We start from the raw sequence: 18629 nt of genomic DNA, 5'->3' as shown, positions 1-18629 counted from the left end.
CCTTACGGGGTGGGTTCCCCGGAACCGGTGCTGGGTTTTTCGATGCACGTCATCAATAATCCTGGACGTGGCACGACCCAAGGACCAGGAGCGGCGGCGCGACGAGCTGGTGGCGGCGGCCGGGCGCGCGATCCGGACCCGCGGGCTGGCCGGCCTCCGCGTGCGCGACGTCGCCGAGGAGGCCGGGCTGTCGGCGGGCTCGGTCAGCTACTACTACCCGGACCTCGACGACCTGCTGTTCGAGCTGCACCGCGACGCGGTCGACCGGTTCTACTGGGCGCGAGCGCGCGCGGCGGAGGCGGAGGACGACCCGGCCCGGCGGCTCGTGCGGCTGGTCGACGCGGGGCTCCCGGCCGGGGAGGGGGATCCGCTGAGCCGGGTGCTGTACGAAATGCACGTCCACGCGGCGCGCAATCCGGCGCACGCGGTGCTGATGACGGCGCTCTGGGACCGCGAGGTGTCGCTGTACTCGGCGGCACTGGCGCACGGGCGGGACACGGGCGCGTTTCAGTTGCGGTCGCCAGCGGCGGACATCGCGGCGAACGCGGTGGCACTGGAGGACGCGTACGGTCTGCACCTCGCCGGGCACAACACCAGCTTGTCCGCGGCCAGGGTGCGGGCGCTGGTGCTGGGATATCTGGCCGCGGAAACCGGGCGGGACCTCGGTCAGTAGGCCGTCCAGACCGTCTTGAGGCCGGTGTACTTGTCGAACGAGTGCAGGGAGAGGTCGCGGCCGAAGCCGGACTGCTTGAAGCCGCCGAACGGGGTCGCGGTGCTGAGCGCGTCCACGGTGTTCACTGAGACGGTCCCGGCGTGGATTCCGTCGGAGACGCGGTGCGCGCGGGCGAGGTCGCGAGTCCAGACTGACGCGGCGAGGCCGTACGGGGTGTCGTTCGCCAGCCAGATCGCGTCCGCTTCGGACTCGAAGGGCTGCGTTGTGAGCACCGGTCCGAACAGCTCCTCGGTGACGAGCGAGTCGTCGGCGGCCAGGTCGGTGACGATGGTCGGGTCCAGGAACGCACCCCGGCGGGTGCCGCCCGTGACAACGGTTCCGCTGCTGGCTTCGACGGCGGCCAGCACTCGGACGGCCGCGGCCTCGTCGATCATCGGACCCAGCTTCGTGGCCGGGTCCAGCGGATCCCCGGGCACCCACGCGGCGGCCTTTTCGCGCAGCCGGGCGAGGAATTCGTCGGCGACCGGCGCTTGGACGAGCAGCCGGGTGGTGGCCGAGCAGACCTGGCCGGAGTTCGCGCAGAAACCGAAGGCGACCAGGTCCGCCGCGGCGTCGAGGTCCGCGTCGGCGAACACGACGACCGGGCTCTTGCCGCCGCATTCGAGCCAGACCTGCTTGAGATTCGACTCCCCGGCGTAGCGCAGGAACAGCCCGCCCACCGGCGTCGATCCGGTGAAGGCGAGCACGTCGACATCGGGATGCCGCCCGAGCGCCTGGCCCGCGGTCTCGCCGAAGCCCGGCACGACGTTGAGCACCCCGTCCGGAATTCCCGCCTCCACAGCCAATTCCGCCAACCGCAGCGCGGACAGCGGGGATTGCTCGGCGGGCTTGAGGACCACGCTGTTGCCCGCGGCCAGCGCCGGGGCGAGCTTCCACCCGGCGATGTCGAGCGGGAAATTCCACGGCACGACCGCGCCCACCACCCCGAGCGGCACCCGCCGGATCGCGGCGAAATTGCCCGAAGGGGTGGGCGCGACCTCGTCGTAGCGCTTGTCGAGAGCTTCGGCGTACCAGGCGAAACACTCGGCGGTCGCGGGGACGTCCTGGCCGAACGTGTCGGAGATCGGACGGCCTGTGTCGAGGGTGTCGCAGAGCGCCAGTTCCGGTCCGTGCGCACCGATGAGGTCGGCCAGTTTCAGCAGGCGCTTCTTGCGTTCGGTCGCGGCGAGCCGGGACCAGCGGCCGTCCTCGAACGCCCGGCGCGCGGCCGTGACCGCGGCGTCGATCTCGTCTCGGCCGCCTTCGGCCACGTGCGCGACTGGGTGCCCGGTGGCCGGGTTGACGTCGGCGAAAGTCTTGCCGGACTGGGCATTGAGCCAATCACCGTCCACAAAGGCCGCCGTACGGGGCTGCAGCTGCGCGGCCTCGCGCACCCAGTCGCCGTGGTTCATGCTCGGAACCGCCTCTCGTCGCTTCCGTTCACTATCGTCAGCCGCAGTGGTCCGCGAAAGCAGAGCTTTTCGCTGCGCTGCATCTGGCGGATCGATGCAGGGTCACTGCGCCAGGTGCCACAGGGAGGCCCACTGTTCGGCGGTCAGATCGCGGGGGAGTGCTTGCGGCGACAGCCTTTGCCGGGCAAGCCAAGTCCGTGCCGCGCGGACGCTGAGGCGGCCGGTACGAGGCAGGATCCCGCCCAGTCCGCGGCCGCGTCCGGTGAAGACTTCGCGGACGAACTCCTGGTAATCCGCCTGCTCGGCGACCAGCGGGCGCGGACGGCGGGTGATCACGAGGATTCCGCCGTCCACGGCTGGGCGCGGCCGGAACGCGTGCGCCGGGACCCGCGCGGGCACGGCGAACTCGAACCACGGCCACCAGGCGGCGGTCATCTGGGACGCGCCGCCGATTCCGGCGCGGCGGCGGGCGACTTCCCATTGCACCAGCAGCACCGCGAGTTCCCAGTGCCGCTGCCGGAACAGCCGGCGAAGGGTCGCGGTGGTCAGGTGGAAGGGAAGATTGCCGACGACGGTGTGCGGGACCTCGGGCAGCCGGTGCCGGAGCAGGTCGCCGTGGACGACCTCGACGTTCTCCCCGGTCCGCAGCGCCAGGCGGCGGGCGCGGCGGGGATCGAGTTCGACCGCGGTCAGCGGGCGGCCGGTGCGGCTGAGCGGGACGGTCAATGCGCCGTCGCCCGCGGCGAGTTCCACGAGGGGACCGTTCGTGCGGGCGGCGGCGGTGCAGACGGCGGCGATGACGGCGGGGTCGGCCAGGAAGTTCTGGCCGAGCTCGTGCCGTCCGCCGAAGGGCTGGGCAGACATGGGGTGCGGACTCCGCGCATGAGGAAGCGACCCGGGAGCCAGGAAAGGCGGCCCGGACGGACAACGGGGAGAGCGCGACGGAGCGGTGTGCTTCCGGCGCTCAGGCGTTGCGCAGGCGTGTCAATGCGTACGCGGCGAAAGTGGCACCCATGGGCGGGAGCCTAGCCGACTGGCGCGCCCGGACGCATCCGGTTTTTCCGGCAGCACTCCGGAGGCACTCCAAAAAATACGCCGCGGCCTTTCCTGATCCGGCGGCCGGGAAATTCTTCTCCCATTCCGCCGGACCGGGTCCAGAACGGTCCTCTTGCGACGGAAGTACCCGGTGAATCGGGGCCGCAAACTGACACGAAACGGGGTCGCTCGGCTGAGGGGTACGACGCTTGCGCGGCTCTGTGACCAGCCGGAGAGTGGGGACCCGAGAACAAAATCCGATTCGGGGAAATGGAGTGGATCCATGGTACGCGCAATGCAGCCGCAAGATCTCGTCGACAGCACCGTGATGGACAATTCGGGCAGCAAAATTGGCAAGGTCGGCACGGTGTATCTCGCCGACGACACGCGGCGGCCGGAGTGGGTGACGGTGAAAACCGGGCTGTTCGGCCAGAAGGAGAGCTTCGTGCCGCTGTCGGGTGCGGGCATGGAGAACGACGGCTTGCACGTGCAGGTGGCGAAGGACCAGGTGTCCGACGCGCCGCGCATCGACGCCGAAGGCCACCTGTCCGAAAAGGAAAGCGTCGAGCTGTACAAGTACTACGGCTTGCCGGCTCCGCGGGCCGGGAACGGCGAAAACGTGAGCGGCGGCCGGGACACCGGGCGCGACATGGCGGCGGGCGGCATGGCTGGCGGTATGGCCGCTGGCGGTGCGGCGGGCGGTGCCGCGGGCCGAGGGCGCGACGCGGCGGCAGGCGGTGCCGCAGGCAAGGAACACGCGACCGGCCACGACACCGCCGCGGCCAAGGGCGGACGCCACGAGACGACCGACCCCGGCGACGTGGTGCGCTCGGAGGAGCGGTTGAGGGTCGGCACCGAGGAGGTCGAAACCGGCCACGTCCGGCTGCGCAAATACGTGGTGACCGAAGAAGAGCAGGTGACGGTGCCGGTCACGCACGAGGAAGTGCGCGTCGAGCGGGAGCCGATCACCGACGCCAAGGCCGCGGGCAAGACCGAAATCGGCGAGGCGGAGCAGGACGTCGTCCTGCACGCCGAGAAGCCCGTGGTGCAGAAGGAAACCGTCCCGGTGGAGCGGGTGCGCCTCGGCACCGAGCAGGTGACTGAGGAACAGACCGTGCAGGGGAAGGTCCGCAAGGAGCGGATCGACATCGACGACGACAGCGGGCGCGGCAAGAAGTCCTGACCCGAGGTCCGTGAAGGGAACCCCGAGGGAATCAGAGTCCCTCAGGGTTCCCCTCACGGACTTCTCGGCTACCGCCGCGAGCGGCTGGCTTTCATGAACTCGCGGTTGAGGTTCGCGATGCTCGTCAGCGGAATCCCCTTGGGACACGAGGCGACGCATTCGCCGGTGTTCGTGCAGCCGCCGAAGTCCGCCGCGTCCATGGTTTCCACCATGTCCAGCACCCGCTGGGCGCGTTCCGGCTGGCCCTGCGGCAGGGAGTTCAGGTGCGCCACCTTCGCCGAGGTGAACAGCATCGCCGACCCGTTCGGGCAGGCCGCCACGCACGCGCCGCAGCCGATGCAGGTCGCGTTGTCGAAGGCGAGGTCCGCGTCCGGCTTGGGCACCGGCGTCGCGTGCGCTTCGGGCGCGCTGCCGGTCGGGGCGGTGACGTAGCCGCCCGCCTCGATGATCCGGTCGAACGCCGAGCGGTCCACCACCAGGTCCTTGATCACCGGGAAACCCTTGGCGCGCCACGGTTCCACGTCCAGCACGTCGCCGTCGCGGAAGGACCGCAGGTGCAGCTGGCAGGTCGTGGTGCGTTCGGGGCCGTGCGCCCGGCCGTTGATCACCACGCCGCACGAGCCGCAGATGCCCTCGCGGCAGTCGTGGTCGAAGGCGATCGGCTGGGCGCCGTCCTCGATGAGGTGCTGGTTGAGGACGTCGAGCAGCTCCAGGAAGGACATGTCCGGGCTTGCGTCGTCGACCGGGTATTCGACCAGCCTGCCGTCGTCGTCCGGGCCGGACTGGCGCCAGACCCGCAGGGTGAGTTTCACGTGTAGCTCCGCTGGGTGGGGTGGACGTGCTCGAAGTTCAGGATTTCCTGGTGCAGCACCGGCTTCTCGCCGTACTCCCAGGCCGAGACGTACGAGAACCGCTCGTCGTCGCGCTGGGCCTCGCCGTCTTCGGTCTGGTGTTCCTCGCGGAAATGCCCGCCGCACGACTCCTCGCGCACCAGGGCGTCGAGCAGCAGCAGTTCGGCGAGCTCGAGGAAGTCCGCGACGCGACCGGCCTTCTCCAGTTCCTGGTTCAGCTCCGCCCCGGTGCCGGGGACGCGGACGTCGCGCCAGAATTCCGCCCGCAATTCCGGAATCCGGTCGAGTGCTTTTTGCAGGCCCTCGGCGGAGCGGGACATCCCGCAGTGGTCCCACATGAGGTGGCCCAGCTCGCGGTGGAACGAGTCCACGCTGCGGGTGCCGCGCACCGACAGCAGCCGTTCGAGCCGGTCGCGGACGGCGGTTTCCGCTTGCGCGACATCCGGATCCGCCGGGTCGAGCGCGGGGAAGCTGCCGCGGGCGATGTAGTCGTTGAGGGTGGCCGGGAGCACGAAATAGCCGTCGGCGAGGCCCTGCATCAGCGCGGACGCGCCGAGCCGGTTCGCGCCGTGGTCGGAGAAGTTCGCCTCGCCGGTCACGAACAGGCCGGGCACGGTGCTCTGCAGGTCGTAGTCGACCCACAGACCGCCCATCGTGTAGTGGATCGCCGGGTAGATCCGCATCGGGACCTGGTACGGGTTCTCCGCGGTGATCCGCTCGTACATGTCGAAAAGGTTGCCGTACTTGGCTTCCACCGCCGGACGGCCCATCCGCTCGATCGCGTCCGCGAAGTCGAGGTACACGCCGAGCCCGCCGGGGCCGACGCCGAACCCGGCGTCGCAGACGTTCTTCGCCGCCCGCGAAGCGATGTCGCGCGGCACCAGGTTGCCGAAGCTCGGGTACATCCGCTCGAGGTAGTAATCGCGCTCGTCCTCCGGGATGTCCTGGGGCGGACGGGGGTCGCGCGGCTGCTTCGGGACCCAGATCCGGCCGTCGTTGCGCAGCGATTCGCTCATCAGTGTCAGCTTCGACTGGTGCTCGCCGGACCGGGGGATGCAGGTCGGGTGGATCTGCGTGAAGCACGGGTTCGCGAAGTACGCGCCGCGCTTGTGCGCCCGCCAGATCGCGGTGGTGTTGGAGCCCTTCGCGTTGGTGGACAGGTAAAAGACGTTGCCGTAGCCGCCGGTCGCGAGCACGACGGCGTCCGCGAGATGCGTGGTCACCTCGCCGGTCACCAGGTCCCGCGCGACGATCCCGCGCGCCTTGCCGTCGGCCACGATCAGGTCCAGCATCTCCGTCCGCGGGTGCATTTCCACGCCGCCTGCGTCGATCTGCCGCGCCAGCGCCTGGTAGGCGCCGAGCAGCAGTTGCTGTCCGGTCTGGCCGCGCGCGTAGAACGTGCGCTGCACCTGGACGCCGCCGAACGAGCGGGTGTCGAGCAGCCCGCCGTACTCCCGGGCGAACGGCACGCCTTGGGCCACCGCCTGGTCGATGATCTGCGTGGACACCTGCGCCAGCCGGTACACATTGGACTCCCGGGACCGGAAGTCGCCGCCCTTCACTGTGTCGTAGATGAGCCGGTAGACCGAATCGCCGTCGTTGCGGTAGTTCTTCGCGGCGTTGATGCCGCCCTGCGCGGCGACCGAGTGCGCGCGCCGCGGCGAGTCCTGGAAGCAGAACTGGACCACGTGGTAGCCCTGTTCGGCGAGCGTCGCCCCGGCGGACGCGCCCGCGAGACCGGTGCCGACCACGATGATCCGGTGCCGCCTCCGGTTGGCCGGGTTGACCAGCTTCGCGCCGAAGCGGCGGCTGTCCCAGCGGGCCTCGATCGGGCCGTCCGGCGCCCGGGTGTCGGCGATCGGCTCGCCGAGCGTGTAGTCGCTCATGTCAGGCCACCCATCCCGCCATCACGGCGATCGGCACGATCAGGAAGCCGCCGGTGATCACGACGGCGAGCACGGAGCCCACGGTTTTCAGCGCCCGGTCGCGGGTTGTGCTGGTGATGCCGAGGGTCTGCGCCGCGCTCCAGAAGCCGTGGTTGATGTGCAGGCCGAGCATCAGCAGCGCGACGATGTAGATCAGGTTGACCCACCAGACCTGGAAGTCCGCGACGATGTTGTGGTACGGCTGGCCGTCGCGGAAGTCCTGGTTGGCCACGCCGACGGTGAGGTCCAGGATGTGCCACACGATGTAGAGCGCGAGCGTCGCGCCGCCCCAGCGCATGGTGTGCGTCGCGAAACTGGCCTTGCGCCGCTGGCCGTGCACGTACTTCACCGGGCGCGCCTGACGGTCCCGTTTGGACAGTTGCACCGCAGCGACCACGTGCAGCACCAGCGCGATCAGGAGCACGGTCCGCTGGATCGAGAGGTACCAGGCGTTCTGCAGCACCGGTTCGCCGATGGTGCGCAGCCAGGCCGCGTAGTCGTCGAAATGCCGCGGTCCCAGGAAAACCTTCAGGTTCCCGGCCATGTGCACGAACAGGAACGCGACGAACATCAGCCCGGTGACGGCCATGACGGCCTTCTTGCCGATGGTCGAACGCCAGAACGTCACGAGCGCCGGGCGACGGCGGGGCGGAGCGGGTGCGAGTGCCACGGAACCGACGGTAAGTCGGCGCTGACGAGAGGGCAAACACATGATTTCTCTCAACACGAGAGGCAACGCCTATGCTGGCTTGCATGCAGTTCCAGCAGCTGGCGTATTTCCTGGCAGTGGCCGAGACGCGGCATTTCACCCGCGCCGCCGAACGCATGCGTGTGGCGCAGCCCTCACTGTCGCAGCAGATTCGCGCGCTGGAACGGGATGTCGGCGCGGGGCTGTTCCACCGGATCCGCGGGAACGTCACGCTCACCGAGGCGGGGGAGACGCTGCTGCCGATCGCGCGCCGGATCCTCGCCGAAACGGAGACCGCGTACCGGGCGATCCGCGAACTGGACGAACTGGGCCGCGGCCGGGTGCGGCTCGGCGCGACCCCGAGCCTGTGCACCGGCCTGCTGCCGGCGATGCTCGCCGCGTTCCGCCGGGACTACCCGGGCATCGAACTGGTGCTGCACGAAAGCGGGTCGCGCGACCTGCAGACCGCACTGTCGGAAGGCGGCCTGGACCTGGCGATGATCGTGGACAGCCGCGTCCACGACGATTCCCGGCTGGAGAGCCGCGCGCTGTTCGTCGAAGACCTCGTGGTGATCTCGCCGAAGGAGGCGCCCGCCCCGGTGCGCGGCCGGATGCCGATCGCCGCGCTGCGGGACCGGCCGCTGGTGATGTTCCGGCAGGGCTACGACCTGCGCGAGGCGACCGTGGCCGCGTGTCGCGCCGAGGGGTTCGACCCGCTCTTCGCGATCGAAGGCGGCGAGATGGACGCGGTGCTGGAGCTGGTCCAGGCCGGGCTCGGCTTGGCGGTGGTGCCGAGCACCGTGGTCGGGGAGCGGTTCCGCCGCACGCGGTTCACCGAACCCGGGCTGAGCCGCGTGGTGCGGCTGGCGTACCGACGGGACGTCGAGCAGCCGCGTGCCGTGCGGGCGCTGCAGGAGGCGGTGGTGCGGTACCTGGGCGGCGGCGTCGCGCAATTGCCGCCCGGCACGCGTCCCCTCGTCGGCGGGTGATCAGCCCAGCACCAGGTCGATCAACTGTTGCGCCTGCGGTGCGCTCACCGAACGGCTGAACCGCCTTGAGCCGCGGGACCTGGCCTTTCTGCCTACATCCCGACCGACTGCCGCTCGGGCTCGATCAGGCCGACCACACGTACCTGCTCCCGCGTGTACGGCTGCCCGATGTACTTCTTGGCCACCGCGTCGACGATCTCCCACGCCGGGTCGCCCTCGATCCATTCGGTCACCCGGCCGCGGATGGTGACCGGCTCGAACGGGTTGTCCGGCGGCGTAAGGGAAATCGCCACGCGGGGGTCGCGGCGGAGGTTGCGGGCCTTGCGGCTGTCCGGGCCGGTGAGGAAGACGATCCGGTCGCCGTGCGTGCCGATCCACACCGGGACGACGTGCGGCGATCCGTCCGGGAGGACTGTGGCGAGGTGGGCGATCGGGGTGCCGTCGAGGATGCGGCGGACGTCGGGGTTGAGCATGGGGGTTTCCTTTCAGCGGAGGATTTCGTAGTGAAGATGGGTGACGCCGGGCGCCGGGACGGCCTCGACCAGCCTGAGCTGGACGTGCTCCGGGAGCTCCCCGAAGAAGCTCCGCCCGCCGCCGAGCAGGATCGGCACCTGGTGGAGGACGACTTCGTCGACCAGCCCGGCCTTGATCGCCTCGGTGACCAGAACCCCGCCCATGAGCGCGACGTCCTTGTCACCCGCCGCCGCCCGCGCCCCGGCGACGGCCTCTTCGACGCTGGTCGCCTGAGTCTGCGCCGCGCTCAGCTCGGGCACCGGCTGGCGGCTGACCACGAACAACGGAGCCGTCGGATGCGGACCACTACCGCCGAAGTGGCTTGAATGGTCGTAAGTCGTGTGCCCGACCACCGACGCCCCGACCCTCGCGGCGAGTTTGTCGAAAACCCGCGCGCTGGGCTCAGACAGGGTAAATCCGTCGAGGACTTTGCTGGGCGTGTCGCCGGTGAAGTACCAGTCGAACAGCGCTCCCGCGTCGCCGAGCCCGCTCCCGACCTCGTCGGCCCCCTCTGGGAGGCGGCCGCTGATGTAGCCGTCGACCGAGACGGAGAGGGCGCTGAACACTGTGGTCATGACGATCCTTAATAGTCGCTTACAGGGCTTGGGGAAAGTCGAAAACCCGATGCGGGTCGTAGCTTTTCTTGAGCGCCGCGAGCCTGGGGAAGTTGCCCGCGTGATACGCCTGGGCTGGATCCCCCAGCGCGAGATCGGGAAAATTCGGATACACCCGGCCGGACCCCTCCGCGTGCGCCTTGTGCCACGCCTCGTCCACCCACGGATCGCCCGGGTCGCCGACCTGCTCCAGCAAAAACCGCTCACCCCGATGAGCAAACGCGGTCGCCGCCTCCGCGACCCGGTTGTACGCCCCGCCCATCGCCGTGAACGCCAGCCGCCGATTGCCGGTCAGCCCCTTCAGCAACTCGCCCGCAGTGCACTCCGACATCGCTCTAGCGAAGAACTCCGACCGACCCCGGCTCGTCGCGGCCGGGTCGATCGCGCTGAATGTCGGCTTCACCATGCTGTAAGGAACATCCAGTCGGATGTCTATTGCATACAGAACACCGGCCCGCGCGGTGAACTCCCTGAGCAACTCCCGGGTCACCGCTGGCGGCAGGGTGGAGACGCCGAAAAGCCTGGCGTGTCCGGCTTGGACATCGAGATTCACCGTCATCCCGTCAGGCGCGTCGGGCGCCCAGTCCTGCCACGCCTCTATCAGCTTGCCCGGGTCCGTCCAGCGCCCCTCGAACAGCTCGCCCGGCTCCGTCCAGCGCCCCTCGATCAACTTGCCCGGCTCGCTCCAGCGCCCGTCGATCCGGCAGACCGACGGCTCCGGCACAGTCGCGAACCGCAACTCCGTGACGATGCCGAACTGCCCGCCGCCCGCACCTCGCAACGCCCAGAACAGGCCGGAGTCCCGGTGCTCGTCGCACTCCACGACGCTCCGGTCCGCGAGCACTACCTGCGCGCCGACGAGCCGATCGCAAGTCAGCCCGTACTGGCGGCCGAGGAGCCCGATCCCGCCGCCGAGCGTCAGCCCCGCGATGCCGACGGTGTCGCCGCACCCAGCCGGAATCGTCCGGCCGCACCCATGCAACGCCGCGTACACCGCCCCCAGCCGGGCACCAGCGCCGATCGTCGCTACGCCACTCTCGTCGACCGCGATCCGGTCCATCCCGGACAGATCCACCACGATCCCGTCGGCTGGGCACCGGTCCACGAAACAATGCCCGCCACCACGCGGCACGATGCGCTGGCCGGTCTCGGCCGCGTAGGCCATGACCTGAACGACGTCCGAGACCGAATGACAACGAACGACCAGCCGAGATTTCGGGCTGGCCTCGTAACCCGGCGAACCGGGGGAGAGGATGTCAAGCGCGGTCAGGTCGATCACGGAGCCGACGCTACGGAGCTCGGGGCCGCCGTTCTTGAACAAAACGCGCACGGGAGGCGCTCAGGGCCGGACGGCTCCGAGCGGCGGTCGTGCCAGCCAAGCGCGCCGGGGTGGGCCCGAGCGAGGAGGCCCTGAAACTGCCTCGTCCGTCGGAGTGTCCTCGGGACTCGTTCCCGCCGGGCGGAGACACCGCGTCGCGCGCGTGGGGGATGGCGGGTTGATCGTGCCCGCGGACTGCGGGGTGAGCCAGCGCGTGAACCCTCGGGAATCGCTTCGTCCGCCGGAGTCCCCTCGGGACTCATTCCGCCCGCGCCGGAGAGCACATCGGGGTGGCGGGTTGATGGCACCTCCGCTCCCCGGGCGGGCCAGTGTGTGAACCTTCGGGAGTCGCATCGTCTGCCGGGGTCCCTTCGGGATTCATTCTCGCGTGGAGACACCGCCGACTCCGGAGAACGCAGCTGGACGGAGCGGAATGGCGGGTTGATCGTGCCTACGCGGTCCCGGATGGGCCAGGGTGCGAAACCTGGGAACCGTATCGTCCGCCGGAGTCCCCTCGGCACTCATCCCCACCTCGCGGAAACCCCGCCATGCACCGGAGAACGCCTCCGGGTAGCCAAAAACGGCGCGTACGAAGCGGAATGATCATGCCCGCAAGCACACCGGTCAAGATCGCCCCCGAGCAGCTGCCTCGGCGTCACCCCGGTCAGCCGAAGACATTCGCGGCTGAGATGAGCCTGGTCGGCATAACCGGCGTCGACCGCGAGGCTCGCCATCCCGTCCGCGCCCCGCCGCCCGGACGCGGTCGCACCGGCCTGGGCCAGCGCGAGAAATCCTTGGAACCGCAACGTCCGCTGGAGCACCTTCGGACTCATCCCGACCGCCTGCAGGCACCGCCGGCGCAGCTGGCTCGCCGAGAGCGCGAGATGCGCGGCGACCGCGTCGACCCCCACCGGATCCCATGGCATCAGCACCTGCACCGCTTCCCCGACCAGCGGGTCCAGCTCGCCGGTCCGGTGGAACTCCCGCACGAGGTGCGCCTGCAGCGCGGCCAGCCCGAGCTCCGGCGTCGCGGCGGCGGCCACCGCCTCCACGAGCCGGTCCGCGGTCCGGCCCCACAGGTCGGCCAGTCCGAGGTGCTGGTCGGCCAGTTCGTCGAGCCCGGCAGGCAGGGGAGGCGCGGCCCCGGGCCGGAACCGCACCCCGACGACGGTCGTGTGCGCCGGGATGACCTCGATCCGCGGCCCGGTCAACGGCCCGAGCAACTGCGGACGCCCACCGACCGGGAAGTGGATCTCGACACCGCCGGTCGGCAGATGCCGCTGCACATACGGCGCGTCCCCGGTGCGCTGGATCCACACCGTGCGCACGACTCCCGCCAGCCCTGGCACCGGCGGACGCTCCACATACGCGTTCATCCCCGTACCGAAGCGTCCCGCCGGACGCACGTCAAGCACCGGCGGGGATTGTCGGCCCCTTCTCTCGCCCCGGAAATGCTTTTCCCCGCGAGAACGCAGTTCGGGAATGTGTAGCCGCGGTGGCCGTTCGCCCGCGGGCGCCGGGTCACAAGTCCCTGGACCGGAAGACCTTCTCCCGTAGTCGTCAGACGTCCGGCCCGGGATTCTCGCTGTCTAAAGCTGGGAAACAGCGTGCTACCGAAGGAGGCGCCCGGTCATGCCGACGTTGCTTATCATTCTGCTTGTCCTGGGCGCGGGTCTTTTCGTGGGAGGGCTGCTGGACAGAGCCAGCCAGACCCACGCGCGCTTCAGCAGCTACCGGCAGCGCACCGCCACCGGCCTGGTCACCTGGGTGCGCAGCGCGGTCGCGGCTGTCTTCGGCGTTGCCGGGTTGCTGCTTTTCCTTTATGTGGTGGTGACTTTCTCCTCCGCACGGTAACCAACGGCCCGGCGCTCTCGCCCTGACGCTCGAGGGCGCGGGCCCGGGTTTTCCCTGCCGACCGGCGAATCCGGCACCGGGCCGCGACGGCCTCAGCAGCGGGGCAGCCGCAGTCCCGCTGCTGCGCCGGGAAAGTCCGCGCCCGGGACGCAACTGCCCGGGCATCGTCACGGCCCCGCGACCGTCCCGGCATCGGCACCAGGCCCTGCATCGACACCGGACCGGTGCCGGGCACCTGCATCAGCACCGGGGCCCTGCATCGGCATCGGTGCCAGGCACCCGCACCGGTATCGGCACCGGCATCGACACTTGCTGCGGCACGACACCGATACCGGTCGCGACACTGTCACCGGTCGCGGCACTGTCACCGGCACCGGCACCGGCACCTGCTCCGGCTTCGGCTTCGGCGCGGGCATCGGTGCCGGGCACCTGCATCGACACCGGCCCCATCGCTGGTATCGGCCCGAGCACCGGCATGGGCCCCGTCGCTGGCATCTGCTCCAGCATCTGCCCTGACACCGACCCCGGCACGGGCGTCGACACCAACCCTGTCACGGGCGTCGACATCCGTTCCGGAATAGACCCCGCCACGCGACCGCCCGGGAACCCGGACCGCAGAGAATCCTGTCCACTGTGAACCACAGGCACCATTCAGCCGACCGGCACACCAGCGACTAAATACTGCATACAAAGTTCTGCCGAACGAAGACGGTAGACCCGCCAGACCCGCCTCAGATGTACCCGCAGGCATCCATCGCCGCGACCACCTTCCGGAACCCCGCGATATTCGCCCCGCTCACGTAGTCCCCGGCGACCCCGTGCTCGTCGGCGGTTTCGACGCAGGTCCGGTGGATGTCGGTCATGATCTCGCGCAGCGTCCGGTCGGTGCGCTCGAACGTCCACCGCTCGCGCGCCGCGTTCTGCTGCATCTCCAGCGCCGACACCGCGACCCCGCCCGCGTTCGCGGCCTTGCCGGGTCCGACCGCGACCCCGGCCTCGCGGAACACCTGCAGCGAACCAGGCGTGCACGGCATGTTCGCGCCCTCGGCGACCGCGCGGACGTTGTTCTTCACCAGCCGCAACGCCGACTGCTCGTCCAGCTCGTTCTGCGTCGCGCACGGAAGCGCGAGGTCGCACGGCACATCCCACGGCGTGCCGTCTGTGACGTACTTCGCCGACGGCACGTGATCCACGTACTCCGAAAGCCGTCCGCGCCGCGCGACCTTCAGGTCGTGCAGCACTTCCAGGTCGATCCCGCGAGGATCGTGGATGTAGCCGCCGGAATCCGAGCACGCGATCGGCCGCGCGCCGAGTTCCTGGAGTTTCGCGATCGCGTGGTAGGCGACGTTGCCCGAACCGGACACCACCGCGGTGCGGCCGGAGAACGAGTCGTCCCGCGCGCCGAGCATCGCTTCGAGGAAGTACACCGTCCCGTAGCCGGTGGCCTCCGGACGCGCCGGGATGCCGCCCAGCAAGGGGTTCTTGCCGGTGATCGTGCCCGCGTCGTAGCGGTTGGTGAGCCGCTTGTACTGGCCGAACAGGTAGCCGATCTCGCGCCCGCCGACGCCGATGTCGCCCGCCGGGACGTCGGTGTCCGGGCCGATGTGCCGGACCAGTTCGGTCATGAACGCCTGGCAGAACCGCATGATCTCGCCGTCGCTGCGGCCGGCCGGGTCGAAGTCGGACCCGCCCTTGCCCGCGCCGATGCCGAGGCCGGTGAGCGCGTTCTTGAAGATCTGCTCGAAGGCGAGGAACTTGACCGTCCCGAGCGTGACGTCGCCGCGGAAGCGCAGCCCGCCCTTGTACGGCCCGAGCGCCGAGCTGAACCCGACCCGGAAGCCGCGGTTGACGTGCACCGCGCCCGCGTCGTCGGTCCAGACCACCCGGAACATCACCTGCCGCTCCGGCTCGCACAGGCGCTCCAGCATCGCCGCGTCGCGCAGGTCCGGGTCCCGCTGCAGAGCGGGCCGGATCGCTTCGAGCACTTCGAACACGGCCTGGTGGAACTCCGGCTCGGCCGGGTTCTTCCGGACGATGTCCTCGTACACTTCGCGCGATGTCCTCTCGAGTGCCATCTGCCGATGATGCCGTCCGAGTGCCGGATTTCGCACCCCCGACGGGGTTTGCGAAGTTAGGGGGTGACCAGGCTCACGCGTCGAGCACTACGTCGGTAGTGGGTACCGCCTGGCAGGCAAGGCACTGGTCAGCGGGCAGATCGTCGGCGATGGCGACCAGGTGCGCGACCGTTCCGTCGAGCACCGGCACCGCGCAGCTTTCGCACTGTCCGAGCCGGCATCCGCTGGGCAGCGCGACCCCGGAAGCCTCGGCGAACCGCAGCAGGTCCCCGTCGCCCGCCCGCCAGGTGACCTCGCGGCCGGACCGCGCGAACCGCACGGTGGCCGTGGCACCGTCCGGGATCTGGACCGGTGCGGCCGCGGCGTGGAACTTCTCGGTGAAGATGTCGAAGCGCGGCACGCCCCGCCCCACCAGGTCCGCGGTGAGCTCGTCCAGCATGCTTTCGGGACCGCACAAGTAGAACCGGGCGCGCCGCCGGATCAGGCCGGCGTCGATCCGGTCAGCGGTGACCCGGCCGGTGAAATCGTAGTGCTCCTCCGGACCAGGACGACTGTAGTGGTCCACGATCTGGACGGTGGGCAAGCGGCCCGCCAGCCCGGCGATGCGCTCGCGGAACGCGTGCCGAGACCGGTCGCGGCTCCCGTGGTGCAGCACGATCTCCGGCGCCGACGCCGGGTCGAGAGTCTCCAGATAGCTCAGGAACGGCGTGATCCCGATCCCGGCGGCCAGCAGCACGATCGGTCGCGAATGGACAGTCGGCAGCGCGAACCCGCCGGACGGAGCCGTGACCAGCAAGCGAGTCCCCGGCTGAACCCGGTCGTGCACCGCGGGCGAGAACTGCCCGCCCGACACCCGCCGCACCGCGATCGCGTACCCGTCGTCCGGCACTTGAGCGGACCCGGTAAGCGAATAGCTGCGGGTCAGCCCAGGTGCGTCCGGCCAGGCGACCGTGATGTGCTGCCCGGCACGGAACTCCGGCACCGCACGGCCGTCGACCGGCTTGAGGTGCACCGACCGGATGTCCTCGGTCTCGAACTCCGCGCGCTCGACCACGAACTCCCGCTGGCCGGTCCACGACTCCGCCTCGTCGGGCTGGATGTCGCAGAACGTCGAGCGCAGCGGGACCGATCCGCTCACCGGGTCATGGGCGTCGTCGCCGACCAGCAGGTTGTAGTTGGTCCCGCCGTCCTCGAGCGGATCCGAACCGGGAAGCGCGAGGTCGGGCGCCGGCTGCCACCAGCCGTACTCCGCCACGACCACGTCGCGATGCAGCGCGGGGTCGATCCGCGCCCGCATCCGGACGTCCGCGGCGGCGGTCGTGATCCGGACCCATTGCCCGTCCTCGATTCCGCGCTCGGCGGCGAGTTCCGCGCTCAGGTCGACGGCCGGTTCCGGAGAACGCTTGCGCAGCGACGAGATCCCGCGATGCTGGCTGTGGCAGAAGTACCCGTTCTTCGCGCACGTCAGCACCAGCGGGCGCCGGGGATCCGGCGCGGGCGGATCCGCATTCGGGACGGCGGGCTGGCCGTGCTCGGCGAGTTGCTCGGAATACAGCTCGACTCTCCGAGTCGGCGTCGAAAACCCTGTCACCGCGCCATTTTCCGCGCACTGGGCGTATTTGCGGTACTCAGTCCGCAACGGCAGATCGACGCCGCCGGGCCGCTCGCGCAACTCCGCAGCGGTGAGGCCGAGCGGTGCCAGCTGATGGTCCCAGCCGTCCTCGATGCGGCCGTCGAAAAACTCCGCGCCCAGCCCGAGCCGCTCGGCCAGCTCGAACACGACCTCAGTGTCCGAACGCGACTCGCCGATCGGATCCGTCATCCGCGGCCGCAGCTGCACGTGTTCCTGCGCCGCTCGTGTGATTTCGAAACCCGCCTTGACCGCCTCGTGCTCCCACGGCGTCTGGACCGGCAGCAGAAGGTCGGCGAACCGCGCGGTCGGGTTCTCGAACAAGTCGAGATGAACCGCGAACTCCAAGCGCCGCAACGCTTCCGCAGTCCGCCGGGGGTCCGGTTGCGAAAGCAGAAGATTCCCGCCGAACGACACCAACGCGCGGACCGGATAGGGCTCCTCATCGAGCACCGCCCGGCAAAAGTCGCGCGCAGTCACCCAGCCCTGTGCCGGCGGTCCGAGCGGAAACTCCTGAATGCCAAGGGCTTTCGCGCGCTGCTCAGGCGCGAGCTGATCCGGCGACGTGACGGGCGCTACCGGCAGTTTCGGCAGAACGACGTTGCCGCCAGCGGAGTCGTAACTGCCGGTGAGCGCGTAGAGGGTGGCGATCGCGCGCTCGGTCTGCGTCGCGTTCGCGTGCTGGCCGACGCCCGACCAAGCCGCGTACGTCACGGACTTCGCCTCGGCAAGATCAGCCGCGAACGCTTCGATCGCGGCGCCCTCGACGGTCGTCACTGCCTCTGTCCGGTCGAGCGGCCACGCGGCACAGGCCTGCGCGTAATGCTCGAACGCGGGAACACAGTCGACCGAACCGGCTACCGTGCGCACGCGGCGCTTTCCGTACAGCGCAAACCTTTCCGGCCCGCTTGCTGGATAATCCGGGTCGTACGGCTCAGCTTGACCAGCCGCTTCGTCCCATACCGCAAAACCGGCCGCCGCGGGATCAATCTCCGCCGCCCGCAAGAACCGGCCAGTGTCGACGCGGACCAGCAATGGAGCGTTCGTCCACGACCGCACGAACGCTTCGTCATGCCCGCGACGCTCGAGCAACGTCCGCGCGACCCCGAGTGCGAGCGCACCGTCGGTACCTGGCCGGACCCGGAGCCAATGCTCGGCCTGCACCGCGCTGGCAGTCCGCCGTGGATCGACAACCGCCAGCTTCGGCGTCCGCGCTCCCGCCAGCGCGGCAGATTGCGCGAGCCAAGCCTTAGCCGGATTGTGCCCCCACAGCACCGCGAACTCCGTACCCGCGTAATCCGGGGCGGGCAATCCCGAACCGAAGGTGAACGCGTGCGCGAAATCCTTGTGCCAGTTGCAAATCTCGGTCGAGTACAGCGTGTTGGGGCTGCCGAAGAGCCGGATGAACCGCTCGACCCAGTCGATCGAGTCGGTCATCGGCGTGCCGCTGGGGGAGGTGACCGAAAACGCGACCGCCTCCGCCCCGCTGGCCGCGCGGATGTCGCCGAGCCGCCCGGCGATCTCGGAAAGCGCCTCGTCCCAACTGATCTCGCGCCACTTCGGATCCGGATCGGACTTCGGCGTCGTGCGGCGCAACGGCCGACGCAGCCGTTCGGGGGAGTGCACCAGTTCAGGCGCGGCCCGGCCCTTCGGACACAGCGCGGCCCCGGTCGGATGCGCGGAATCCGGCCGGACGCCGCGCAGCGAACCGTTCTCGATCGTGTAGATCGCGCCGCAACGCGACCGGCACAACGTGCAGTAACCTCGGACCTCAGGCATGAGTTACTCCTTAGTAACCGGCTACCGGTTACTCCTGTACGATGCGGGACA

The 18629-nt window shown here is 69.8% G+C and carries 16 protein-coding genes; 4 read left to right on the top strand and 12 right to left on the bottom strand.

The annotated features are described in order from the left end of the window. The first annotated feature begins 67 nt into the window (after nucleotides 1-67). Nucleotides 68-673, top strand: coding sequence for a TetR family transcriptional regulator C-terminal domain-containing protein (locus tag ABZX37_RS00315; RefSeq protein ID WP_354734797.1), 606 nt, complete (start codon nucleotides 68-70; stop codon nucleotides 671-673). On the opposite strand, the gene ABZX37_RS00310 is transcribed toward ABZX37_RS00315, so the two are convergent. After that, nucleotides 667-2124: an aldehyde dehydrogenase gene (locus tag ABZX37_RS00310; protein WP_354734796.1), complete on the bottom strand. Its 1458-nt coding sequence runs from the start codon at nucleotides 2122-2124 to the stop codon at nucleotides 667-669. The genes ABZX37_RS00315 and ABZX37_RS00310 overlap by 7 nt on opposite strands. 102 nt (nucleotides 2125-2226) lie before the next feature. Beyond that, complete coding sequence (gene erm, locus ABZX37_RS00305) at nucleotides 2227-2988, bottom strand: 23S ribosomal RNA methyltransferase Erm (RefSeq protein ID WP_354734795.1); 762 nt, start codon at nucleotides 2986-2988, stop codon at nucleotides 2227-2229. Between the two features lie 454 nt (nucleotides 2989-3442). Between erm and ABZX37_RS00300 the strand changes: the two genes are divergently transcribed. After that, a complete protein-coding gene (locus ABZX37_RS00300; protein WP_354734794.1) occupies nucleotides 3443-4342 on the top strand; it encodes a PRC and DUF2382 domain-containing protein in 900 nt (299 codons plus the stop codon). Between the two features lie 68 nt (nucleotides 4343-4410). Here the strand turns inward: ABZX37_RS00300 and ABZX37_RS00295 are convergent, their stop codons facing one another. The 3 genes from ABZX37_RS00295 to ABZX37_RS00285 are packed head-to-tail and all read right to left on the bottom strand — an operon-like array spanning nucleotide 4411 to nucleotide 7788. Then, the gene (locus ABZX37_RS00295; protein ID WP_344275688.1) at nucleotides 4411-5154 is read right to left on the bottom strand and encodes a succinate dehydrogenase/fumarate reductase iron-sulfur subunit; all 744 of its coding nucleotides are present in this window, start codon (nucleotides 5152-5154) and stop codon (nucleotides 4411-4413) included. Beyond that, complete coding sequence (locus tag ABZX37_RS00290; RefSeq protein WP_354734793.1) at nucleotides 5151-7079, bottom strand: fumarate reductase/succinate dehydrogenase flavoprotein subunit; 1929 nt, start codon at nucleotides 7077-7079, stop codon at nucleotides 5151-5153. The genes ABZX37_RS00295 and ABZX37_RS00290 overlap by 4 nt, the downstream gene beginning before the upstream one ends. A 1-nt stretch (nucleotide 7080) precedes the next feature. After that, on the bottom strand, nucleotides 7081-7788 hold the full coding sequence (locus tag ABZX37_RS00285) for a succinate dehydrogenase cytochrome b subunit (RefSeq protein ID WP_354734792.1): 708 nt from the start codon (nucleotides 7786-7788) through the stop codon (nucleotides 7081-7083). Nucleotides 7789-7871: 83 nt separating this feature from the next. Here ABZX37_RS00285 and ABZX37_RS00280 point away from each other — a divergent pair, with 83 nt between their 5' ends. Continuing rightward, on the top strand, nucleotides 7872-8795 hold the full coding sequence (locus tag ABZX37_RS00280) for a LysR substrate-binding domain-containing protein (RefSeq protein WP_354734791.1): 924 nt from the start codon (nucleotides 7872-7874) through the stop codon (nucleotides 8793-8795). Between the two features lie 92 nt (nucleotides 8796-8887). On the opposite strand, the gene ABZX37_RS00275 is transcribed toward ABZX37_RS00280, so the two are convergent. The 4 genes from ABZX37_RS00275 to ABZX37_RS00260 form a co-directional block, all read right to left on the bottom strand. After that, entirely contained in the window at nucleotides 8888-9268 is a 381-nt protein-coding gene (locus tag ABZX37_RS00275) for a PPOX class F420-dependent oxidoreductase (protein ID WP_354734790.1), read from the bottom strand. Between the two features lie 12 nt (nucleotides 9269-9280). Beyond that, a complete protein-coding gene (locus tag ABZX37_RS00270) occupies nucleotides 9281-9883 on the bottom strand; it encodes a dihydrofolate reductase family protein (RefSeq protein ID WP_354734789.1) in 603 nt (200 codons plus the stop codon). 19 nt (nucleotides 9884-9902) lie between these two features. Then, nucleotides 9903-11201 (bottom strand): FAD-binding oxidoreductase, encoded by a 1299-nt coding sequence (locus tag ABZX37_RS00265; protein WP_354734788.1) that lies wholly within the window; start codon nucleotides 11199-11201, stop codon nucleotides 9903-9905. A 560-nt stretch (nucleotides 11202-11761) separates the two neighbouring features. After that, the gene (locus ABZX37_RS00260) at nucleotides 11762-12655 is read right to left on the bottom strand and encodes a helix-turn-helix transcriptional regulator (RefSeq protein ID WP_354734787.1); all 894 of its coding nucleotides are present in this window, start codon (nucleotides 12653-12655) and stop codon (nucleotides 11762-11764) included. Nucleotides 12656-12872: 217 nt separating this feature from the next. On the opposite strand from ABZX37_RS00260, the gene ABZX37_RS00255 reads away from it, so the two are divergent. Further along, a complete protein-coding gene (locus ABZX37_RS00255; RefSeq protein ID WP_354734786.1) occupies nucleotides 12873-13094 on the top strand; it encodes a hypothetical protein in 222 nt (73 codons plus the stop codon). Between the two features lie 240 nt (nucleotides 13095-13334). Here the strand turns inward: ABZX37_RS00255 and ABZX37_RS00250 are convergent, their stop codons facing one another. From ABZX37_RS00250 to ABZX37_RS00240, 3 genes are all read right to left on the bottom strand, one after another. After that, the gene (locus tag ABZX37_RS00250) at nucleotides 13335-13661 is read right to left on the bottom strand and encodes a hypothetical protein (protein WP_354734785.1); all 327 of its coding nucleotides are present in this window, start codon (nucleotides 13659-13661) and stop codon (nucleotides 13335-13337) included. Nucleotides 13662-13825: 164 nt separating this feature from the next. Beyond that, nucleotides 13826-15169: an NADP-specific glutamate dehydrogenase gene (gene gdhA / locus ABZX37_RS00245; RefSeq protein WP_354734784.1), complete on the bottom strand. Its 1344-nt coding sequence runs from the start codon at nucleotides 15167-15169 to the stop codon at nucleotides 13826-13828. A 73-nt stretch (nucleotides 15170-15242) separates the two neighbouring features. Continuing rightward, entirely contained in the window at nucleotides 15243-18578 is a 3336-nt protein-coding gene (locus tag ABZX37_RS00240) for a molybdopterin-dependent oxidoreductase (RefSeq protein WP_354734783.1), read from the bottom strand. Nucleotides 18579-18629: the final 51 nt, after the last annotated feature.

Source organism: Amycolatopsis sp. NPDC004079 (assembly GCF_040610415.1).
Classification (GTDB): domain Bacteria; phylum Actinomycetota; class Actinomycetes; order Mycobacteriales; family Pseudonocardiaceae; genus Amycolatopsis; species Amycolatopsis halotolerans.
This window is presented reverse-complemented; position numbering and strand designations above follow the sequence as displayed.